Genomic DNA, 16,588 nt, shown 5'->3' with positions numbered 1-16,588 from the left:
CTGCGGCGCGCTAACTCACCCGACCCATGGAGAAACGCCCATGCAATACCGTCGCCTTGGCAAATCCGGCCTGCAGCTTTCCGCATTGTCGTTTGGCGCGTGGGTGACGTTCGGGAAGCAGGTGGACCGCACGCAGGCGCGCGAGTTGCTGGCGCTGGCGCACGCGCGCGGGGTGAATTTTTTCGACAACGCCGAGATCTACAACCACGGCGTGGCAGAGGAAGTGATGGGCGACGTGCTGGCCGACCTGCGTTTTCCGCGCGACAGCTACTGTGTCTCCAGCAAGGTGTTTTTCGGCTCGGCCGCGAACCCGCTGCCGACCCAGCGCGGGCTGTCGCGCAAGCACGTGATCGAAGCCTGCCACCAGGCAATGCAGCGGTTGCGGGTGGATTACCTGGACCTGTATTTCTGCCATCGCGCCGATCCGGAAACGCCGATGGAGGAAACCGTGGCGGCGATGGATACGCTGATCCGCCAGGGCAAGGTGCTGTACTGGGGCACCAGCGAATGGTCGGCCGAGGAAATCCACGCGGCGCATCGCGTGGCTCGCGAAAACCACATGTACGCGCCGGTGATGGAGCAGCCCGAATACAACCTGCTGCATCGCCAGCGGGTGGAGGTGGAATACGCGCCGCTGTACGAGGCTTACGGCATGGGCACCACCATCTGGTCGCCGCTGGCGTCCGGCCTGCTCAGCGGCAAGTACAACAACGGCGTGCCGCCGGATTCGCGGCTGGCACAGGAAGGTTACGAATGGCTGCGCGACAGCCTGCTGGGCGATGGCCTGGACAAGCGCATCGGCAAGGTGCGCGCGCTGAAGACGATCGCCGACGACCTGGGCGTGAGCCAGGTGCAACTGGCCCTGGCGTGGTGCCTGCTGAACCCGCACGTGTCCACCGTGATGCTGGGCGCCAGCCGGCTGGAGCAGCTGGAGCACAACCTGGGCGCGATGGACGTGCTGCCGCGGCTGGATGCCGCCGTGGCGCAGCGGATCGAGCAGGCGATGGCGGGCTGAGCGGGATTTCCGTGAGCTTCGCTGCGGTACGGTTGACAGGTTAATGAGAATCATTATCATCTTTAAACCGTCGCCGCGCTGGAGCTCCCGATGTCGCCTTCCTCCCAGTTGTTGTCGTCCCCCGTCGTTTCCATCGGCGAATCACGTCGACGCCCGCTGTCGATGACCACCAGTGCGGTGCGCCGCGTCAACAGCCTCGCGCTGCTCGATGGCGCGCGTGAGCTGGTGATCCAGCACCAGGGCAACGAATACCACTTGCGCCTCACGCGCAACGACAAGTTGATCCTCACCAAGTAGCTCGCGCCACCCCCAGTTTCCACGCCTCAGCCAGTGCGCATGCGCCAGCCGGGCCACCGTCGAGGTGATCCATGTTTGGCCGTCCATTTTCCATCTTGCAATGTCTGGGCTATCACCCCGCACCCACCCACGTCACCCGGCGCTGGCGGCGGCTCACGCCGCTGGAGTTGATGCACCGGCTGCCGGCCCTCGGCTGCGTGTTGTACCTGCCGGGCGAGTGCGCCGACACCCGGTCACCGCCTGGCTGGCTGCTGGGTTCGGCTGATCTGCAACCGTTGTTGCGCACGCACTGGCTGGCGGAAGTGGGCGAAGTGACCACGGAAGGCCCGCGCGAATGGATCGAATGCGTGGATGTGCGCGGCGCCACCCAGGCTCGGTTGCATCTGTTGCCGGATACCGACTATCTCGCCTGGGACCGGTTGCTGGCGGCGGGCGAGGGCGTGCCTGCGGCCGCGTCGTGGCGTGCGTCGCGCCGATTTCGACCGGCCAGCGCCCGGCTGTGCGGTTTTCGCTGGTGGCCGCAGGCGTGTTTCAAGGTGTTCGATGCCTGCCCCGCGTCCGTCGTGTCGCTGGTGGGGCAGCGGCTGGCCGCACAGGTGGCGCTGGCCGAGGCGTTACCGCTGCAGCGGGTGGCGAGGGTTTAGAAGAGCGCCCTCATCCGCCTTCGGCACCTTCTCCCGCAAGCGGGAGAAGGGGGCATCCCGCCCTACCGCGTCGCGGGCTTGCGCCGCGAGCTTTTGCCGTTTCCTTCTCCCGCTTCGCGGGAGAAGGTGCCGAAGGCGGATGAGGGCGCCTTGGCTGTCCGCCTGTCCGCCCCATTGTCCGCGGACACTGGAACCTTTCCGCAGCTGTGATCCAACTGACTGATTGGTAGGCCAAATCAGTACCGGGTACTGCTGGCACAGCGTTTGCAATCATCCCTTCGCAACCGCGCTGTCCGCGGTCGGGAAGGGCAAGATGATTCGTGATACCTCCGCGCAAGACCGCATGGTCGAGGTCAAACCCAACCGTCGGCGACGGGTGATTCTGGCGGGCGTTGGCGTGGCTGTGCTGGCCCTGCTGGTTTGGTTGGCGCCGGGGATCGGGCGCATGTTTTCCGCGTCCGCGTCGGTCAGCAGCTCGCGGCTGTCGTTCGCCACGGTGGAGCGCGGGCCGTTCGTGCGCGACATCGCGGCCGAGGGCAAGGTGGTGGCGGCGGTGAGCCCCACGCTGTACGCCACCTCCGGCGGCGCGGTGACGTTGAAGGTGCACGCGGGCGATACGGTGAAGGAGGGCCAGGTGCTGGCCACCATCGTGAGCCCCGAGCTGACCAACAAGCTGGCGCAGGAGCAGAGCAACGCCGACGCGATGGAGGTGGATTACCAGCGCGCCCAGATCGATGCGCGCAAGCAGCGCGGCGAACTGCAGAAGGCGTTTGACAACGCCAAGATCGACGAGCAGGCCGCCGCGCGCGATCTCGATCGCAACCAGAAGGCATTCGGCAAGGGCGCGGTGCCCGGCATGGACGTGGACCGTGCCAAGGACGCCCTGCACAAGGCGCAGATCACGCTGCAGCACGCCAAGGCCGACCTGGGCATGGACAACGCCAGCCTCAACTTCGACATCCAGTCGAAGAAGCTGGCGCACGAGCGCCAGTTGCTGCTGGTGAAGGATCTGCAGCGCCAGGTCGACGACCTCAACGTGAAATCACCGGTGGACGGGCAGGTCGGCCAGCTGTTCATCGCCGAGCGCGCCACCGTGGCCAAGGACGCGCAACTGCTCAGCGTCATCGACCTGTCCGCGCTGCAGGTGGAAATGCAGGTGCCGGAAAGCTTTGCCCGCGATCTGGGCATTGGCATGGCTGGCGAGATCAGCGGCAATGGCCATACCTGGAAAGGTTTGGTCAGCGCGATCTCGCCCGAGGTGGTCAACGGCCAAGTGGCCGCGCGGCTGCGCTTCGCCGGCGATACGCCCAAACAGTTGCGGCAGAACCAGCGCCTGTCCGTGCGCGTGCTGCTGGACAAGCGCGACAACGTGCTGACCGTGCAGCGCGGCTCGTTCGTGGACGAATCCGGCGGCAGCTACGCCTATCTGGTGCGCGACGACATCGCCACCAAGACTCCGATCCGCGTGGGCGCCTCCAGCATCGACAAAGTGGAAATCCTCGAAGGCCTGAAGGAAGGCGACCGCATCGTGATTTCCGGTACCGACAGCTTCAAGGGTGCGACGACAGTCGCGATCAGTAACTGACGATTTTCTCCCTCCCCTGCTCGCAGGGGAGGGCTGGGGTGGGGTAGCTCTTCCGCAAGCCCGCACCCCCTCCCAGCCTCCCCCTGCACGCAGGGGGAGGAGCCAAGACACCACCACCAAGGGACGCAACCATGCTGAAAATGACCCACCTGTCCAAGGTCTACCGCACCGAAGTGGTGGAGACTTACGCGCTGCGCGATTTCAACATCGACGTGAAGGAGGGCGAGTTCGTGGCCGTTACCGGTCCGTCCGGTTCGGGCAAGACCACCTTCCTCACCATCGCCGGTCTGCTGGAAACCTTCAGCGGTGGCGAGTACCACCTCGATGGCATCGAGGTGAGCAATCTCAACGACAACGCCCGCTCGAAGATCCGCAACGAGAAGATCGGCTTCATCTTCCAGGCGTTCAACCTGATCCCCGACCTCAACGTGTTCGACAACATCGAGGTGCCGCTGCGCTACCGCGGCATGAAGGCGGCCGAGCGCAAGCAGCGGATCATGGAGTCGCTGGAGCGCGTGGGCCTGGCCTCGCGCGCCAAGCATTACCCGGCCGAACTCTCCGGTGGCCAGCAGCAGCGCGTGGCCATCGCCCGCGCCCTGGCTGGCTCGCCGCGCCTGCTGCTGGCGGATGAGCCCACCGGCAACCTGGACACGCAGATGGCGCGCAGCGTGCTGGAGCTGCTGGAAGACATCCACCGCGAAGGCGCCACCATCGTGATGGTCACGCATGACCCCGAGCTGGCCGCACGTGCCCAGCGCAACGTGCACATCATCGACGGCCAGGTGGTGGAGTTGTCGGAAGACCCGCGCTTTCACCCGGCGCAAGTCGCCGCTGGCGAAGTGCGTGGCTGAAGAGCAGGGAATGGGGAATCGGGAATAGGGAATCGTTGAGAGCGCAAGCTCGCGAGACCGCCGCTTTTCCGATTCCCCATTCCCGATTCCCCATTCCCGGAACCCACGCATGTTCGCCTACTACTTCCAACTCGGTCTTCGCAGCCTGCGCCGCAACCCGGCGCTGACGGCGTTGATGGTGATGGCGATCGGGTTTGGCGTGGCCGCGTCGATGATCACCTGGTCGGTGTTTCGCGCGGTGTCGGGCGATCCGATACCCGGCAAATCCGGCCAGCTCTATACGGTGCTGGTCGACAACCGCGGTCCGCAATACAACGACAAGGGTGAGCCGCCGGAGGCGCTTACCTATACCGACGCTACCGCGCTGGTCGCCGCGCGCAAGGCCGCGCACCAGACGCTGTTGTTCGAGGTGGCGCCGTCGGTGCTGCCGGAAGGCAACCAGAGCCTGCCTTTCATCGCTCACGGTTACGCCACCAACACGGACTTCTTCGGCATGTTCGAGGTGCCGTTCGAATTTGGTGGCGCGTGGCGCGCCAGCGACGACGAGGGCCGCGCGGCGGTGGTGGTGATCAGCCACGCGCTCAACCAGCAGCTTTTCAACGGCGCCGACAGCGTGGGCCGCGAAATCACCCTGGATCGACACAGCTACCGCATCGTCGGGGTGACGGCGCACTGGGATCCCAAACCGCGTTTCTACGACTTGTTCAGCGGCAACGCCTTCGGCGACCCAGTGCAGGTGTACCTGCCGTTCGCCCGCGCGGTCGACGTGGAGATGGACACCGCGGGGCGCAACAATTGCGGGAGCAACGTGGATTTCGGTAGCGGCCGCGATGCCTGGTTGCATGGCGAGTGCGTGTGGGTACCGATGTGGGTGGAGCTGGCCGACCAGCCGGCTGCGAACGCCTATCGCGATTTCCTCACCCACTACGCCGCCGAGCAGCAGCGTGCCGGCCGCTTCCATTGGGCGCCGAATGTGCGCCTGCGCGACGTCAACAACTGGCTCGACTACAAGCAGGTGGTGCCGCCGGAGAGTCGCATTTCGCTGATGGTGGCGCTGGGCTTCTTCGTGATCTGCCTGGTCAACACCATCGGTCTGTTGCTGGCCAAGTTCATGCGCCGTGCGGCGGAGATCGGCGTGCGCCGCGCACTCGGCGCACCGCGTGGCGAGATCTACCGCCAGTTCCTGATCGAGGCAGCCACCGTGGGCCTGGCAGGCGGCGTGCTCGGCCTGCTGCTGACGGCGCTGGGCATGTTCGGCGTGGGCTTGCTGTTCGAGCCGCAGATCGCCCGGCTGGCGCATCTCGACGCGTCGCTGGTGGCGATGACCTTGCTGGTGGCGGTCGTGGCGACCGTGCTGGCGGCCTTCTATCCCACCTGGCGCGCCGCGAAAGTGCAGCCGGCGTGGCAGCTGAAATCCAACTGAAGGCATGGGGCAGGCTCTAATCATGCAGATCAAACCCATCCTCGCGGCGATGCGCCACCACAAGGCCGGCACCGTGCTGATCGCGCTGCAGATCGCGCTGACCCTGGCGATCGTGTGCAACGCGCTGTTCATCATCCAGCAGCGCATCGAGCGCATGGCGCGCCCCAGCGGCGTGGATGAAACCAACCTGTTCGTGATCCGCAGCGACTGGGCCGACAAGTCCGACCCGCAGCGCATCGATGCGCAGATGCGGGCCGACCTGATCGCCCTGCGCCAGCTCGGCAGCGTGCAGGATGCCGCGCCGATCAACAGTTTTCCACTGCTTGGCAGCGGCTGGGACAACTTCATCAAACTGCAGCCCGACCAGGTGAAGATGACCACCGACTCGGCGATATTTTTCTCCGATGAACACGCCCTGGCCACGCTGGGCACGCGCCTGATCGCCGGACGCAATTTCACCGCCAGCGAGGCTGGCGCGCAGCAGCCGCGCGATGCGATGCATGCGGCGCAGGTGATCATCAGCAAGGACCTGGCGCACCGGCTCTATCCCGACGGCTCCGCGCTGGGCAAGACCATCTATGTGACGATGGGGCGCACGCCATCGACCGTCATCGGCATCACCGACACGCTGCAGGCGCACATGACCGGGAGCTGGGCCGGCCCCTATGCGTACAACGCGGTGCTGGTGCCGGCGCAGCTGTTGAACGACTACACCTACTACCTGGTGCGTGCGCGACCGGGCCAGCTCGATGCCGCGATGCGAGATGCGCCCAAGGCGCTGTTCGCGCAAAGCCGCATGCGCATCATCGACCACAAGGACGGCGTGATGACCTTCGCCCAGGTGCGCCAACGCGCCTACGGGCCCGACCGCGGCATGGCGATCCTGATGGCCATCATCAGCGCGGTGCTGCTGGCGATCACCGCCGCGGGCATCGTGGGCCTCACCAGTTTCTGGGTCGGCCAGCGGCGCAAGCAGATCGGCGTGCGCCGCGCGCTGGGCGCCACGCGCCGCGACATCCTCAACTATTTCCTTACTGAAAACCTGTTGATCGGCATCGGCGGGGTGATGGTCGGCGCGGTGCTGGCGATCGGTATCAACGTGTGGATGGTCAGCCAGTTCGAAATGGCGCGGCTGTCGCTGGCTTACGTGGCGGCCGGCGTGGTGGCGTTGTTGGTGCTCGGCCAGGGTGCGGTGCTGGCGCCGGCGTTGCGTGCTTCGCACGTATCGCCGGTGGAGGCAACGCGGAGTGTGTGAGTTTCTACTCCCTCCCCTGCATGCAGGGGAGGGCTGGGGTGGGGTGCTTTTGCTTTTCGCGGGATAGCTCAAAGAGCACCCCCTCCCAACCTCCCCCTGCTTTGCAGGGGGAGGAGACAAACAACGGAGTGAATGGAATGTTTGCCTACTACCTCGAACTGGCGCTGCGCAGCCTCAGGCGAAGCCCCGGCCTCACCGCACTGATGGTGCTGGCGATCGGCTTCGGCGTGGCCGCGTCGATGACGACGTACTCGGTGTTTCGCGCGGTTTCGGGTGACCCGATCCCGTGGAAGTCGGCGCAGTTGTTCGTGCCCCAGATCGACAACTGGGGTCCGAAGGATCGCGATACCGATGGCGAGCCACCCAGCGCCATGAGCTATCTGGACGCCACCACGCTGATGCGCGACCACCGCGCCAAGCGGCAATCGGCGATGTATCAGATCTCTCCCTCGGTGGTGCCCACGCAGGCCGGCAAGCATCCGCTCAACGTCACCGGCCATGCGGTGTACAGCGAGTTCTTCCCGATGCTGGACGTGCCGTTCCTCTACGGCAACGGCTGGAGCGCGCAGGACGATGCGCAGCGCGCCGCGGTGGCGGTGATCAGCAGCAAGCTCAACGAGAAGCTGTTCGGCAACGTCGACAGCGTGGGCCGCACGGTGAACATCGAAGGCCGCGATTACCGCGTGGTCGGCGTGCTCGATCACTGGAACCCGCAGCCACGCTTCTACGACGTGACCAACACGGGCGGTTTCAGCGAGAACGTGGAGGACGTCTTCCTGCCGTTCGAGCGCGCGATCTCGGTGGGCCTGCCCAACAACGGCAACACCAACTGCAACGCCACGCCGAAGGAGTCGGGCTTCGTGGGCCTGCAGCATTCGGAATGCGTGTGGATCGCCTACATGGCCGAGCTGGACGATGCGGCGGCGGTCAGCGCGTATCGCCAGTACCTGGACGCCTATGCGAAAAACCAGCAGAAGGCCGGCCGTTTCGGCTGGGCGCCCAACAACCGCCTGCGCAACCTGCCGGACTATCTGGAACAGCAGCAGGTGGTGCCGCGCGATACCAAGGTGTCGCTGCTGGTGGCGCTGTGCCTGTTGCTGGTGTGCCTGGTGAACACCGTGGGCCTGCTGCTGGCCAAGTTCCTGCGCCGCAGCGGCGAGATCGGCGTGCGCCGCGCGCTGGGTGCGCCGCGCAAGGCGATCTACCTGCAGTTTCTCACCGAGGCGGGCATGGTCGGCGCGGCCGGCGGCGTGCTGGGCCTGCTGCTGACCGGCGTGGGTGTGGCCAGCGTGGGCCTGGTGCTGCCCAAGAGCATTTCCGACCTGGCCCGGCTCGACCTTTCACTGCTGGTGATCACGCTGCTGGTGGCCGTATCGGCGACCCTGCTGGCCGGGCTTTACCCCACCTTCCGTGCGTCGCGCGTGCAGCCGGCGTGGCAACTGAAGTCCAACTGAGGAGGGATGCCGTGAATTTTCCCGTCATCTCCCGGCTCGTCATTCCAGCGAAAGCTGGAGGCGCTTTTCAACAGCGAATGCTGGTCATCCAGCGCCTTCCCTCGATGGGCGAAAGCCACTGGGCCCCAGCTTTCGCTGGGGTGACGAGCAAACAGCAAGGTCGACGCACTCCACCCGGTCCGCGCAAGGAACCACAACGATGACACTCCATCCCATCCTCGCCGCATTGCGCAAGCACAAGGCCGGCGTCGTGCTGATCGCTATGCAGATCGCGCTGACCCTGGCGATCGTCTGCAATGCGGTGTTCATCATCGGCCAGCGCATCGAACGGGTGAACCGCCCGACCGGGCTGGACGAGAGCAACCTGTTCCTGGTCACCCAGCAGTGGGTGGGCGCGCCCGGCGAGGACGTGCCCGGTGGCGTGGACAAGCTCGATGCCATGCAGCTCGAAGATCTTGCCGCGCTGCGCCAACTGCCCGATGTGGTGTCGGTGGCGCCGATCAATTCGATGCCGCTGCTCGACTCGTCGTGGAACGGCGCCATCGCCACCAAGCCCGGGGATACGCAATTCCGCGGCAAAAGCGTTACCCGCACCACGTATTACTTCAGCGACGAGCAGGTATTGCCCACGCTCGGTGTGCGGCTGGTCGCCGGACGCGCGTTCAATGCCGGCGACGTGGTGCACCAGGGATTCCGCGACCAGCGTGATCCGGACATCGCGATCCTGACCAAGGCGCTTGCCGACAAATTGTTCCCGGATGGCGCCGTGGGCAAGGCCGTTTACCTCAACGGCGGCAACAAGCCGGTCACCGTGATCGGTGTGGTCGAGCGCATGCAGGTGCCGTATGCCGGTGGCGGCGACGAGGTGGCGTGGAACTCCACCCTGATACCCGCGCGTCTGAACGCGAACTTCGCCCGCTACGCGGTGCGCACCAAGCCGGGTCGGCTGGACGACGTGATGCGCGCGGTGATGCCGGCGCTGTACAAGGTCAACCCGATGCGTGTGCTGGACGACGACAGCGTGCGCTCGTTCGGCGAGATCCGCGACAAGGCGTATCGCGCCGATCTTGGCATGGCGATCCTGATGGGCGTGGTGTGCCTGATCCTGCTGTGCGTCACCGCCGCCGGCATCGTGGGGCTTACCAGTTTCTGGGTTGGCCAGCGGCACCGGCAGATCGGCGTGCGGCGCGCGCTGGGCGCACGCAAGATCGACATCCTGCATTACTTCCAGATCGAGAACCTGCTGATCGCCGGCACCGGCGTGGTGATCGGCGTGCTGCTGGCGGTGGGGCTCAACCAGTGGCTGATGAGCCACTACGAGATGACCCGCATCCCTGTCCTGTACGTGCTCACGGGCGTGCTGGCAATGCTGGCGATTGGCCAGGCCGCGGTGTTTGTGCCGGCGCGGCGCGCGTCGAACGTGCCGCCGGTGGTGGCGACGCGGGCGGTGTGATCGACAAGCAGGGAATGGGGAATGGGGAATGGGGAATCGGTAGAGCAACAGCGGCCCGCCCTGGCTTTTCCCATTCCCGATTCCCGATTCCCCATTCCCATCTCCAAAGGAGACACCGAAGGTGTTCGGTTACTACCTCGACCTGGCCCTGCGCAGCCTCAGGCGCAACAAGGCGCTTACCGTGCTGATGGTGCTGGCGATCGCGCTGGGCATCGGTGCCAGCATGACCACGCTTACGGTGCTGCACGTGTTGTCGGGCGATCCGTTGCCCGGGCGCAGCGATACCTTGTACTACCCGCAGATCGATCCGCGCGACGACAGTGGCCAGATGCCGGGCGAGGAGCCGCCGGAGCAGGTCACCCTGATCGACGGGCTCAACCTGCTGCATGCCAAGCGGGCCGATCGACAGGCGTTGATGACCGGCGGTTACGTGCCGGTGCAGTCCGATTCCGCGGTGGTCGATCCGTTCTACGTGGAGGCGCGTTTCACTACCGCCGATTTCTTCCCTATGTTCGGCGCGCCGTTTCGCTATGGCCGCGGCTGGAATGCCTTCGACGACGAGACCAGGGCACGCGACGTGGTGATCAATGGCGAGCTCAACGGCCGCCTCTTCGGTGGCGCCGACAGCGTGGGCCGCACGCTGCGCATCGCCGACACCCGTTTCCGCATCGTGGGCGTGCTCGACGACTGGGCGCCCAATCCGCATTTCTACGATCTCAATACCGGCTCGTTCGGCCGTACCGAGCAGGTGTTCGTGCCGTTGCAGACGGCCATGGGTTTGAAGCTGGAGCGCCACGGTTCCAACGACTGCTGGGGCAAGGGCGCCGGTGGTGTGGGCCGGATCTACCCCGGCGAAAGCTGCGTGTGGTTGCAGTTCTGGGTGCAGCTGGACAGCGCGGCGAAGGTTGCCGCCTACGAGCAGTTCCTGGTGCATTACTCGCAGGAGCAGAAAGCGCTGGGACGCTTCGTGAGGCCGCCGAACGTGCGCCTGCGCAACGTGATGCAGTGGCTGGCCCACGAAAAAGTGGTGCCGGACGACGTGCGCCTGCAGACCGGGTTGGCATTCGGCTTCCTGCTGGTGTGCCTGGTCAACACGATCGGCTTGATGCTGGCCAAGTTCATGCGTCGCGCCGCCGACCTCGGCGTGCGTCGCGCGCTGGGGGCGTCCAAACGTTCGCTGTTCGCGCAGTTGCTGGTGGAGTCGGGCGTGGTGGGCATCGTCGGTGGCGTGGGCGGTCTGCTGTTGGCGGGCCTGGGGTTGTGGGCGGTGCGGCAGCGCCCGTCCAGCTATGCCGCGCTGGCGCATCTGGACGGCAGCATGTTGCTGGTCACCTTTGCACTGGCGCTGGGTTCCACCCTGGTCGCCGGCATGCTGCCCGCCTGGCGCGCCTGCCAGGTGCCGCCCGCCCTGCAGCTCAAGAGCAATTGAGGACGACACGGATGGAACTGCGACCGATTCTCTCCACACTGCGACGGCACAAGACCACCGCATGGTTGCTGATACTGGAAATCGCGCTGACCTGCGCGATCGTCTGCAACGCGGTGTTCATGATCAACCACCGCCTGCAGCACATGCAGATGTCCACCGGCATCGACGAGCACGCCCTGGTGCAGATACAGGTGGCCGAAGTGGCGCCCTTGCCGGATATCTACGCGCGGGCGCGGGAGGATCTGGCCGTCATCCGGCAGGTGCCTGGCGTGCAGGCCGCGACGCTGGTGAACCAGGTACCGCTGGGCGCGTCGTCATCGAACGCCAACATCATGCTCGAGCCCACGCAGCGCCAGCCGACCCTCAACGCCGGCACCTATTTCGGCGTGGACCTGGGCCCCACGATGGGCCTGCGCCTGCTGGCGGGGCGCTACCTGCGTCCCGAAGAAGTGCTCGACTCGGACGTCGTGCTCAAGGCACTGGCCGATGGCGACACGAAAGTCATCGCCCCGGTCACGGTGATCACGCAGGCGATGGCGCAACGCTTGTGGCCGGGCGGCGAGGCGCTGGGCAAGATGGTCTACCTGGGGCCGATCGGCGTGCGGGTGGTCGGTGTGATCGAGCAACTGGCGCGTGCCAACGCCTACGACGACGCCACCGCGCAGTATTCGATGATCCTGCCGATGTTCATGGGCGCCGGGAAAGACCAGAGCTATCTCATCCGCACCCATCCGCAGGATCGCCATGCCGTGCTGAAGGCGGCGGTGGCCGCGTTGAAGAAGGCCGACCCGCGGCGTGTGGTCACCACCCAGCGCACCTATGACGAGGTGCGCGAGAAGTTCTTCGAGAACGACCGCTCCATGGCCGGCATCCTGGTGGGAGCGATTGCCGCGCTGCTGATCGTCACCGCGCTGGGCATCGTGGGGCTGGCCAGTTTCTGGGTGGCGCAACGCCGCCGCACCATCGGCGTGCGCCGCGCGCTGGGCGCCACCCGGCGCAACATCCTCGTCTACTTCCAGACCGAAAATTTCCTGCTGGCCACCATCGGCATAGCGCTGGGCATGGTGCTGGCCTACGGCATCAACCTGTTTTTGATGATGCATTACGAATTGCCGCGCCTGCCGGCCGTCTATTTCCCAGTGGGCGCGATCGCGTTGTGGCTGATCGGGCAAGTGGCCGTGCTGGGGCCTGCATTGCGCGCGGCGGCGGTGCCGCCGGTAGTGGCCACGCGATCAGTGTGATCAACAAGCAGGGAATGGGGAATCGGGAATAGGGAATCGGTAGAGCAACAGCGGCCCGCTCTGGCTTTTCCCATTCCCTATTCCCGATTCCCCATTCCCTCCTCCGAAGGAGTCACCGAAGGTGTTCACCTACTACCTCAACCTCGCGCTGCGCAGCCTCAAACGCAACAAGGTGCTCACCGCGCTGATGGTGGTGGCCATTGCCGTGGGTATCGGCGCGAGCATGACGACGCTCACCGTGGTGCACCTGTTGTCCGGCGACCCGATACCCGGCAAGAGCAGCGTGCTGTATTTCCCGCAGCTCGATCCCGAGAATCCTGCCAGAGCGGACCACGCCGAGCCTTATGCCATGATGGATTACCGCTCGGCGGTGGATCTGTGGAGCGCGCACCGCGCCGATCGCCAGGCCATCCTTACCAGCAGTTCCGTGAAGGTGCGCGCAGCGGAAACCGGTCGACCACCGCTGATGCTGGGCCTGCTTTCCACCTCCGCGGATTTCTTCCCGATGTTCCAGGTGCCGTTCCAGTACGGCTCCGGCTGGAGCGCGGAAGACGACGCTCGCCACGCACGCGTGGTGGTGATCTCGCACGATCTGAACGACAAGCTGTTCGGTGGCGCCAACAGCGTCGGCCGCAGCCTGAGAGTGCGCGACACCGACGTGCGCATCGTGGGCGTGCTCAAACCATGGCGACCCACGCCGCTGTTCTACGACCCGTGGCCGCAGAACTTCAGCAAGACGGAGGATGTATTTGCGCCGTTCACCAGCAGCATGGAAATCAACGAGGGCAATTTCCTGCCCTACACCTGCTGGCATGTGCCGGAGGATACGCACCACCTGCAGAACGCGGATTGCGTGTGGGTGTGGTTGTGGGCGGAGCTGGACAGCCCGGCGAAGGCGGCGGCCTATGCGCGCTTCGTGGGCGATTACGCGGATCAGCAGAAGGCGTCGGGGCGGTTTGCGACGGGCAGGGAGCATGTGCGGATGCGTGACGTGATGACGATGCTGACCGCACGCGGCATGGTGCCTGGCGATGTACGCCTGCAGGCATGGCTGGCGTCGGCTTTCCTCGCGATCTGCCTGTTCAACGCGGTGGGTTTGTTGCTGGCGAAGTTCCTGCGCCGCAGCGGTGAGATCGGCGTGCGCCGCGCGCTCGGCGCGAGCCGTCGCGCGATCTTTGCGCAGTGCCTGGTGGAAGCCGGCGTGATCGGTCTGCTTGGCGGGTTCTTCGGCTGGCTGCTGACGCTGGCCGGCTTGTGGCTGGTGCGACAGCAACCGGTGGATTACGCCCATCTCGCGCATCTGGACACCGGCATGTTCCTGGCCACCTTCGTCATGGCGATAGCAGCGAGCCTGCTGGCCGGGGTGATACCCGCGCTGCGCGCCAGCCGCGTGGTGCCCGCCTGGCAACTCAAGGCGCTGTGAGGAGGATGACCATGCAGATTCGACCCATACTCGCCGCCTTGCGTCGCCATCGGCTCGCCACGCTGCTGATCGCCATGGAAATTGCGCTGGCTTGCGCCGTGCTGTGCAACGCGTGTTTCCTGGTGGTGCAGCGCTGGAAGCTGATCCAGATAAACAGCGGTGTCGATGAAAGCGCGCTGGCGGTGCTGACGGTCAATGGCTTCGACCCCAGCCAGGCCGCAGACCTCAATGCACGCATGCTGACCGGCTTGCGCACCATCCCTGGCATGCAGTCGGTCACCCTGATCAACCAGGTGCCGTTCGGGACCCAGGCCGGCGCTGCCGGCATTTCGCACGACCCCGGCAGTTTCAAGAACACGATCGGCGTGGTGGATTTCGTGCTGGGTGGCCCGGGCACGTACCAGGCGCTGGGCCTGAAGCTGGTCGAGGGCCGCCTGCCGCAGGCGGACGACTATCGCCCTGCCACCAACTTCGCGCCGCCGGATGCGCAGGTGCTGGTCAGTCGCGCGCTGGCGGATCACGCCTGGCCGGGGGAAAGCCCGCTGGGCAAGGACTTCTGGTGCGACAAGCTGCACTTCCGCGTGATGGGTGTGGTCGATCATCTGGCGCGTGCGCATCCGCATGATTGGGGCACGCAGGCAACGGAGTGGACGGTGTTCACGCCCACGCTGCCGGGCGGCTCGCTGGCCGGCACGTACCTGCTGCGTGCCGACCCGCACGATCTGCCGCGCGTGCTGCACAACGCGCGCGACGCCGTGGCGAAGATTGCCCCCGATGTGGTGCTGGATCAGGAAAACAGCCAGACCGTGAGCGACCTGCGCACGACCTACTTCGAGTCCGATCGCATCATGATCAACCTGCTGCTTGGCGTGATCGTCACCCTGCTCGGCGTCACCGCGCTGGGCATCGTCGGCCTGGCCAGCTTCTGGGTGCAGCAGCGCCGTCGACAGATCGGCATCCGCCGCGCCATCGGCGCCACGCGCGGCGACATCCTGCGCTACTTCCAGATCGAGAATTTCCTGATCGTCAGCGGCGGCATCGTGCTGGGCATGGCGCTGGCGTTCGGCCTGAACCTGTTGCTGATGCAGCACTACGAATTGCCACGCCTGCCGGTTCACTACCTGCCGATCGGTGCACTGACGCTGTGGGGGCTGGGGCAGCTTGCCGTGCTCGGCCCCGCGCTGCGTGCAGCAGCGGTGCCGCCGGTGGTGGCCACGCGCAGCGTGTGATGGGTTGCCTCTCGGGACATGTCGCGGTGAAGGCTCGTATCGGTGGTTCTGTTTCCGGCACTTCCAACATGGAGTTTCAATGAACACTTTCCGCATGACACTTCTTTGCATGGCGACCGTCGCCGTGGCCACGATGGCGCGTGCGGCGTGGGCGACGCCCGCGCCAGCAGATGCCCCGGCAGTGTCGGCATCATCGAGTGCCACGCCCCGAATGTTTTCGCGTGACGAGATCACCGGCATCATCGACAACACCCGTCGCATCGTTTCACCCAACGGCGTGGACGAACGCATCAAGCTGCGTATCGGCGGCATCGACCAGTGGGTGTCGATTCGCGGGCGCGACCGCCGCAATCCGATCCTGCTGTTTCTCCACGGTGGCCCGGCGTCGGTGGTGATGCCGACCAGCTACACGTTCCAGTCGCCGTGGGAGGACTACTTCACCGTCGTGCAGTGGGATCAGCGCGGCGCCGGCAAGACCTACGCGGCCAACACCGAAGCGCAGATGTCGCCGGGCATGACCGTCGCCGGCATGACCGATGACGCTGCGCAACTCGTGCAATACCTGCGCAAGCACTACGACAAGCAGAAGATTTTCCTGCTCGGTCATTCCTGGGGCACCGTGCTGGGTACGCGGCTGGCGCAGCGGCATCCGGATTGGTTCTACGCCTACATCGGCGTCGGCCAGGTGGTGAACGTTCGCAGGAACGAGGAGATCGGCTTCGCCTTCGCCCTGCGCAAGGCTAAGGCCGACCACAACCAGGCTGCCGTGCGCGAGCTGGAGGCGTTGATGCCCTATCCGGGCACGGGGCCCATGACGATCCCGCGCATTGGCACGCGCAGCAAGTGGGAGGCCTACTACGGCGGCCTGGCCTATGGCCGCAGGGACTTCTCCTACGACACCGACGCCGGCGCTCTCTCGCCCGATTACAGCCAGGCTGAGCTCGCTGCGATCGGCAAGGGCAGCCTGTACACGCTCCATCACCTGCTGCAGCCGCTGCTCAGCCTGAATCTCGACAACGTGACGGCGTTCCGCTGCCCGGTGATCCTGTTCGTCGGGCAGCACGACTACACCACCTCGCACGAACTGGCCGAGCAATGGTTCGACCGCATCCAGGCGCCGTCGAAGCACCTGGTGCTGTTCGCGGAATCGGCGCACATGGTGATGCAGGATCAACCGGGCCGATTCCTGATGCACCTGGTGACGGATGCGTTGCCGTTTGCCCGGAAAGCCGGCGATGCGGCACCGGCGGAAATCACCCGCGGCGATTGATCGTCCACGCTTCCGCCAG

General features: G+C 65.6%; 14 protein-coding genes. All 14 read left to right on the top strand.

The annotated features are described in order from the left end of the window. The first annotated feature begins 40 nt into the window (after positions 1–40). The 14 genes from ASD22_RS07355 to ASD22_RS07290 all read left to right on the top strand — a co-directional run bounded on the left by ASD22_RS07355 (position 41) and on the right by ASD22_RS07290 (position 16,569). Entirely contained in the window at positions 41–1,015 is a 975-nt protein-coding gene (locus ASD22_RS07355; protein ID WP_056081208.1) for an aldo/keto reductase, read from the top strand. A gap of 90 nt (positions 1,016–1,105) precedes the next feature. Next, on the top strand, positions 1,106–1,312 hold the full coding sequence (locus ASD22_RS07350) for a hemin uptake protein HemP (protein ID WP_082520178.1): 207 nt from the start codon (positions 1,106–1,108) through the stop codon (positions 1,310–1,312). Positions 1,313–1,383: 71 nt separating this feature from the next. Next, entirely contained in the window at positions 1,384–1,956 is a 573-nt protein-coding gene (locus tag ASD22_RS07345; RefSeq protein WP_056081205.1) for a hypothetical protein, read from the top strand. Between the two features lie 313 nt (positions 1,957–2,269). Then, positions 2,270–3,541 carry an efflux RND transporter periplasmic adaptor subunit gene (locus ASD22_RS07340; protein ID WP_056081202.1) on the top strand — a complete coding sequence of 424 codons (1,272 nt, stop codon included), beginning with the start codon at positions 2,270–2,272 and terminating at the stop codon, positions 3,539–3,541. Positions 3,542–3,672: 131 nt separating this feature from the next. Further along, positions 3,673–4,392 (top strand): ABC transporter ATP-binding protein, encoded by a 720-nt coding sequence (locus ASD22_RS07335; RefSeq protein WP_056081199.1) that lies wholly within the window; start codon positions 3,673–3,675, stop codon positions 4,390–4,392. A gap of 109 nt (positions 4,393–4,501) precedes the next feature. Beyond that, a complete protein-coding gene (locus ASD22_RS07330) occupies positions 4,502–5,815 on the top strand; it encodes an ABC transporter permease (RefSeq protein ID WP_056081195.1) in 1,314 nt (437 codons plus the stop codon). A gap of 22 nt (positions 5,816–5,837) precedes the next feature. Continuing rightward, complete coding sequence (locus tag ASD22_RS07325) at positions 5,838–7,070, top strand: FtsX-like permease family protein (RefSeq protein ID WP_056081192.1); 1,233 nt, start codon at positions 5,838–5,840, stop codon at positions 7,068–7,070. A gap of 137 nt (positions 7,071–7,207) precedes the next feature. Further along, positions 7,208–8,524, top strand: a complete 1,317-nt coding sequence (locus tag ASD22_RS07320; RefSeq protein WP_056081190.1) for an ABC transporter permease — start codon at positions 7,208–7,210, stop codon at positions 8,522–8,524. Between the two features lie 199 nt (positions 8,525–8,723). Then, positions 8,724–9,977 carry an ABC transporter permease gene (locus tag ASD22_RS07315; RefSeq protein ID WP_056081187.1) on the top strand — a complete coding sequence of 418 codons (1,254 nt, stop codon included), beginning with the start codon at positions 8,724–8,726 and terminating at the stop codon, positions 9,975–9,977. Between the two features lie 121 nt (positions 9,978–10,098). Next, positions 10,099–11,406, top strand: a complete 1,308-nt coding sequence (locus ASD22_RS07310; RefSeq protein WP_056081184.1) for an ABC transporter permease — start codon at positions 10,099–10,101, stop codon at positions 11,404–11,406. A gap of 11 nt (positions 11,407–11,417) precedes the next feature. Further along, positions 11,418–12,647, top strand: coding sequence for an FtsX-like permease family protein (locus ASD22_RS07305; protein ID WP_056081181.1), 1,230 nt, complete (start codon positions 11,418–11,420; stop codon positions 12,645–12,647). A 121-nt stretch (positions 12,648–12,768) separates the two neighbouring features. Then, positions 12,769–14,070: an ABC transporter permease gene (locus ASD22_RS07300; RefSeq protein ID WP_056081178.1), complete on the top strand. Its 1,302-nt coding sequence runs from the start codon at positions 12,769–12,771 to the stop codon at positions 14,068–14,070. Between the two features lie 11 nt (positions 14,071–14,081). Beyond that, the gene (locus ASD22_RS07295; RefSeq protein ID WP_056081175.1) at positions 14,082–15,299 is read left to right on the top strand and encodes an FtsX-like permease family protein; all 1,218 of its coding nucleotides are present in this window, start codon (positions 14,082–14,084) and stop codon (positions 15,297–15,299) included. Positions 15,300–15,510: 211 nt separating this feature from the next. Beyond that, the gene (locus ASD22_RS07290) at positions 15,511–16,569 is read left to right on the top strand and encodes an alpha/beta hydrolase (RefSeq protein WP_235577585.1); all 1,059 of its coding nucleotides are present in this window, start codon (positions 15,511–15,513) and stop codon (positions 16,567–16,569) included. The last annotated feature ends 19 nt before the right edge of the window (positions 16,570–16,588 follow it).

It is taken from the genome of Rhodanobacter sp. Root480, from assembly GCF_001426645.1.
In the GTDB taxonomy this organism is placed as follows: Bacteria; Pseudomonadota; Gammaproteobacteria; order Xanthomonadales; family Rhodanobacteraceae; genus Rhodanobacter; species Rhodanobacter ginsenosidimutans.
This window is presented reverse-complemented; position numbering and strand designations above follow the sequence as displayed.

Bases quoted from the DNA above. Each gene is read 5' to 3' on its own strand.
- ASD22_RS07335 (WP_056081199.1), top strand. From the start codon at position 3,673: ATGCTGAAAATGACCCACCTGTCCAAGGTCTACCGCACCGAAGTGGTG.
- ASD22_RS07345 (WP_056081205.1), top strand. From the start codon at position 1,384: ATGTTTGGCCGTCCATTTTCCATCTTGCAATGTCTGGGCTATCACCCC.
- ASD22_RS07295 (WP_056081175.1), top strand. From the start codon at position 14,082: ATGCAGATTCGACCCATACTCGCCGCCTTGCGTCGCCATCGGCTCGCC.
- ASD22_RS07340 (WP_056081202.1), top strand. From the start codon at position 2,270: ATGATTCGTGATACCTCCGCGCAAGACCGCATGGTCGAGGTCAAACCC.
- ASD22_RS07330 (WP_056081195.1), top strand. From the start codon at position 4,502: ATGTTCGCCTACTACTTCCAACTCGGTCTTCGCAGCCTGCGCCGCAAC.
- ASD22_RS07320 (WP_056081190.1), top strand. From the start codon at position 7,208: ATGTTTGCCTACTACCTCGAACTGGCGCTGCGCAGCCTCAGGCGAAGC.
- ASD22_RS07350 (WP_082520178.1), top strand. From the start codon at position 1,106: ATGTCGCCTTCCTCCCAGTTGTTGTCGTCCCCCGTCGTTTCCATCGGC.
- ASD22_RS07290 (WP_235577585.1), top strand. From the start codon at position 15,511: ATGTTTTCGCGTGACGAGATCACCGGCATCATCGACAACACCCGTCGC.
- ASD22_RS07305 (WP_056081181.1), top strand. From the start codon at position 11,418: ATGGAACTGCGACCGATTCTCTCCACACTGCGACGGCACAAGACCACC.
- ASD22_RS07355 (WP_056081208.1), top strand. From the start codon at position 41: ATGCAATACCGTCGCCTTGGCAAATCCGGCCTGCAGCTTTCCGCATTG.
- ASD22_RS07315 (WP_056081187.1), top strand. From the start codon at position 8,724: ATGACACTCCATCCCATCCTCGCCGCATTGCGCAAGCACAAGGCCGGC.
- ASD22_RS07325 (WP_056081192.1), top strand. From the start codon at position 5,838: ATGCAGATCAAACCCATCCTCGCGGCGATGCGCCACCACAAGGCCGGC.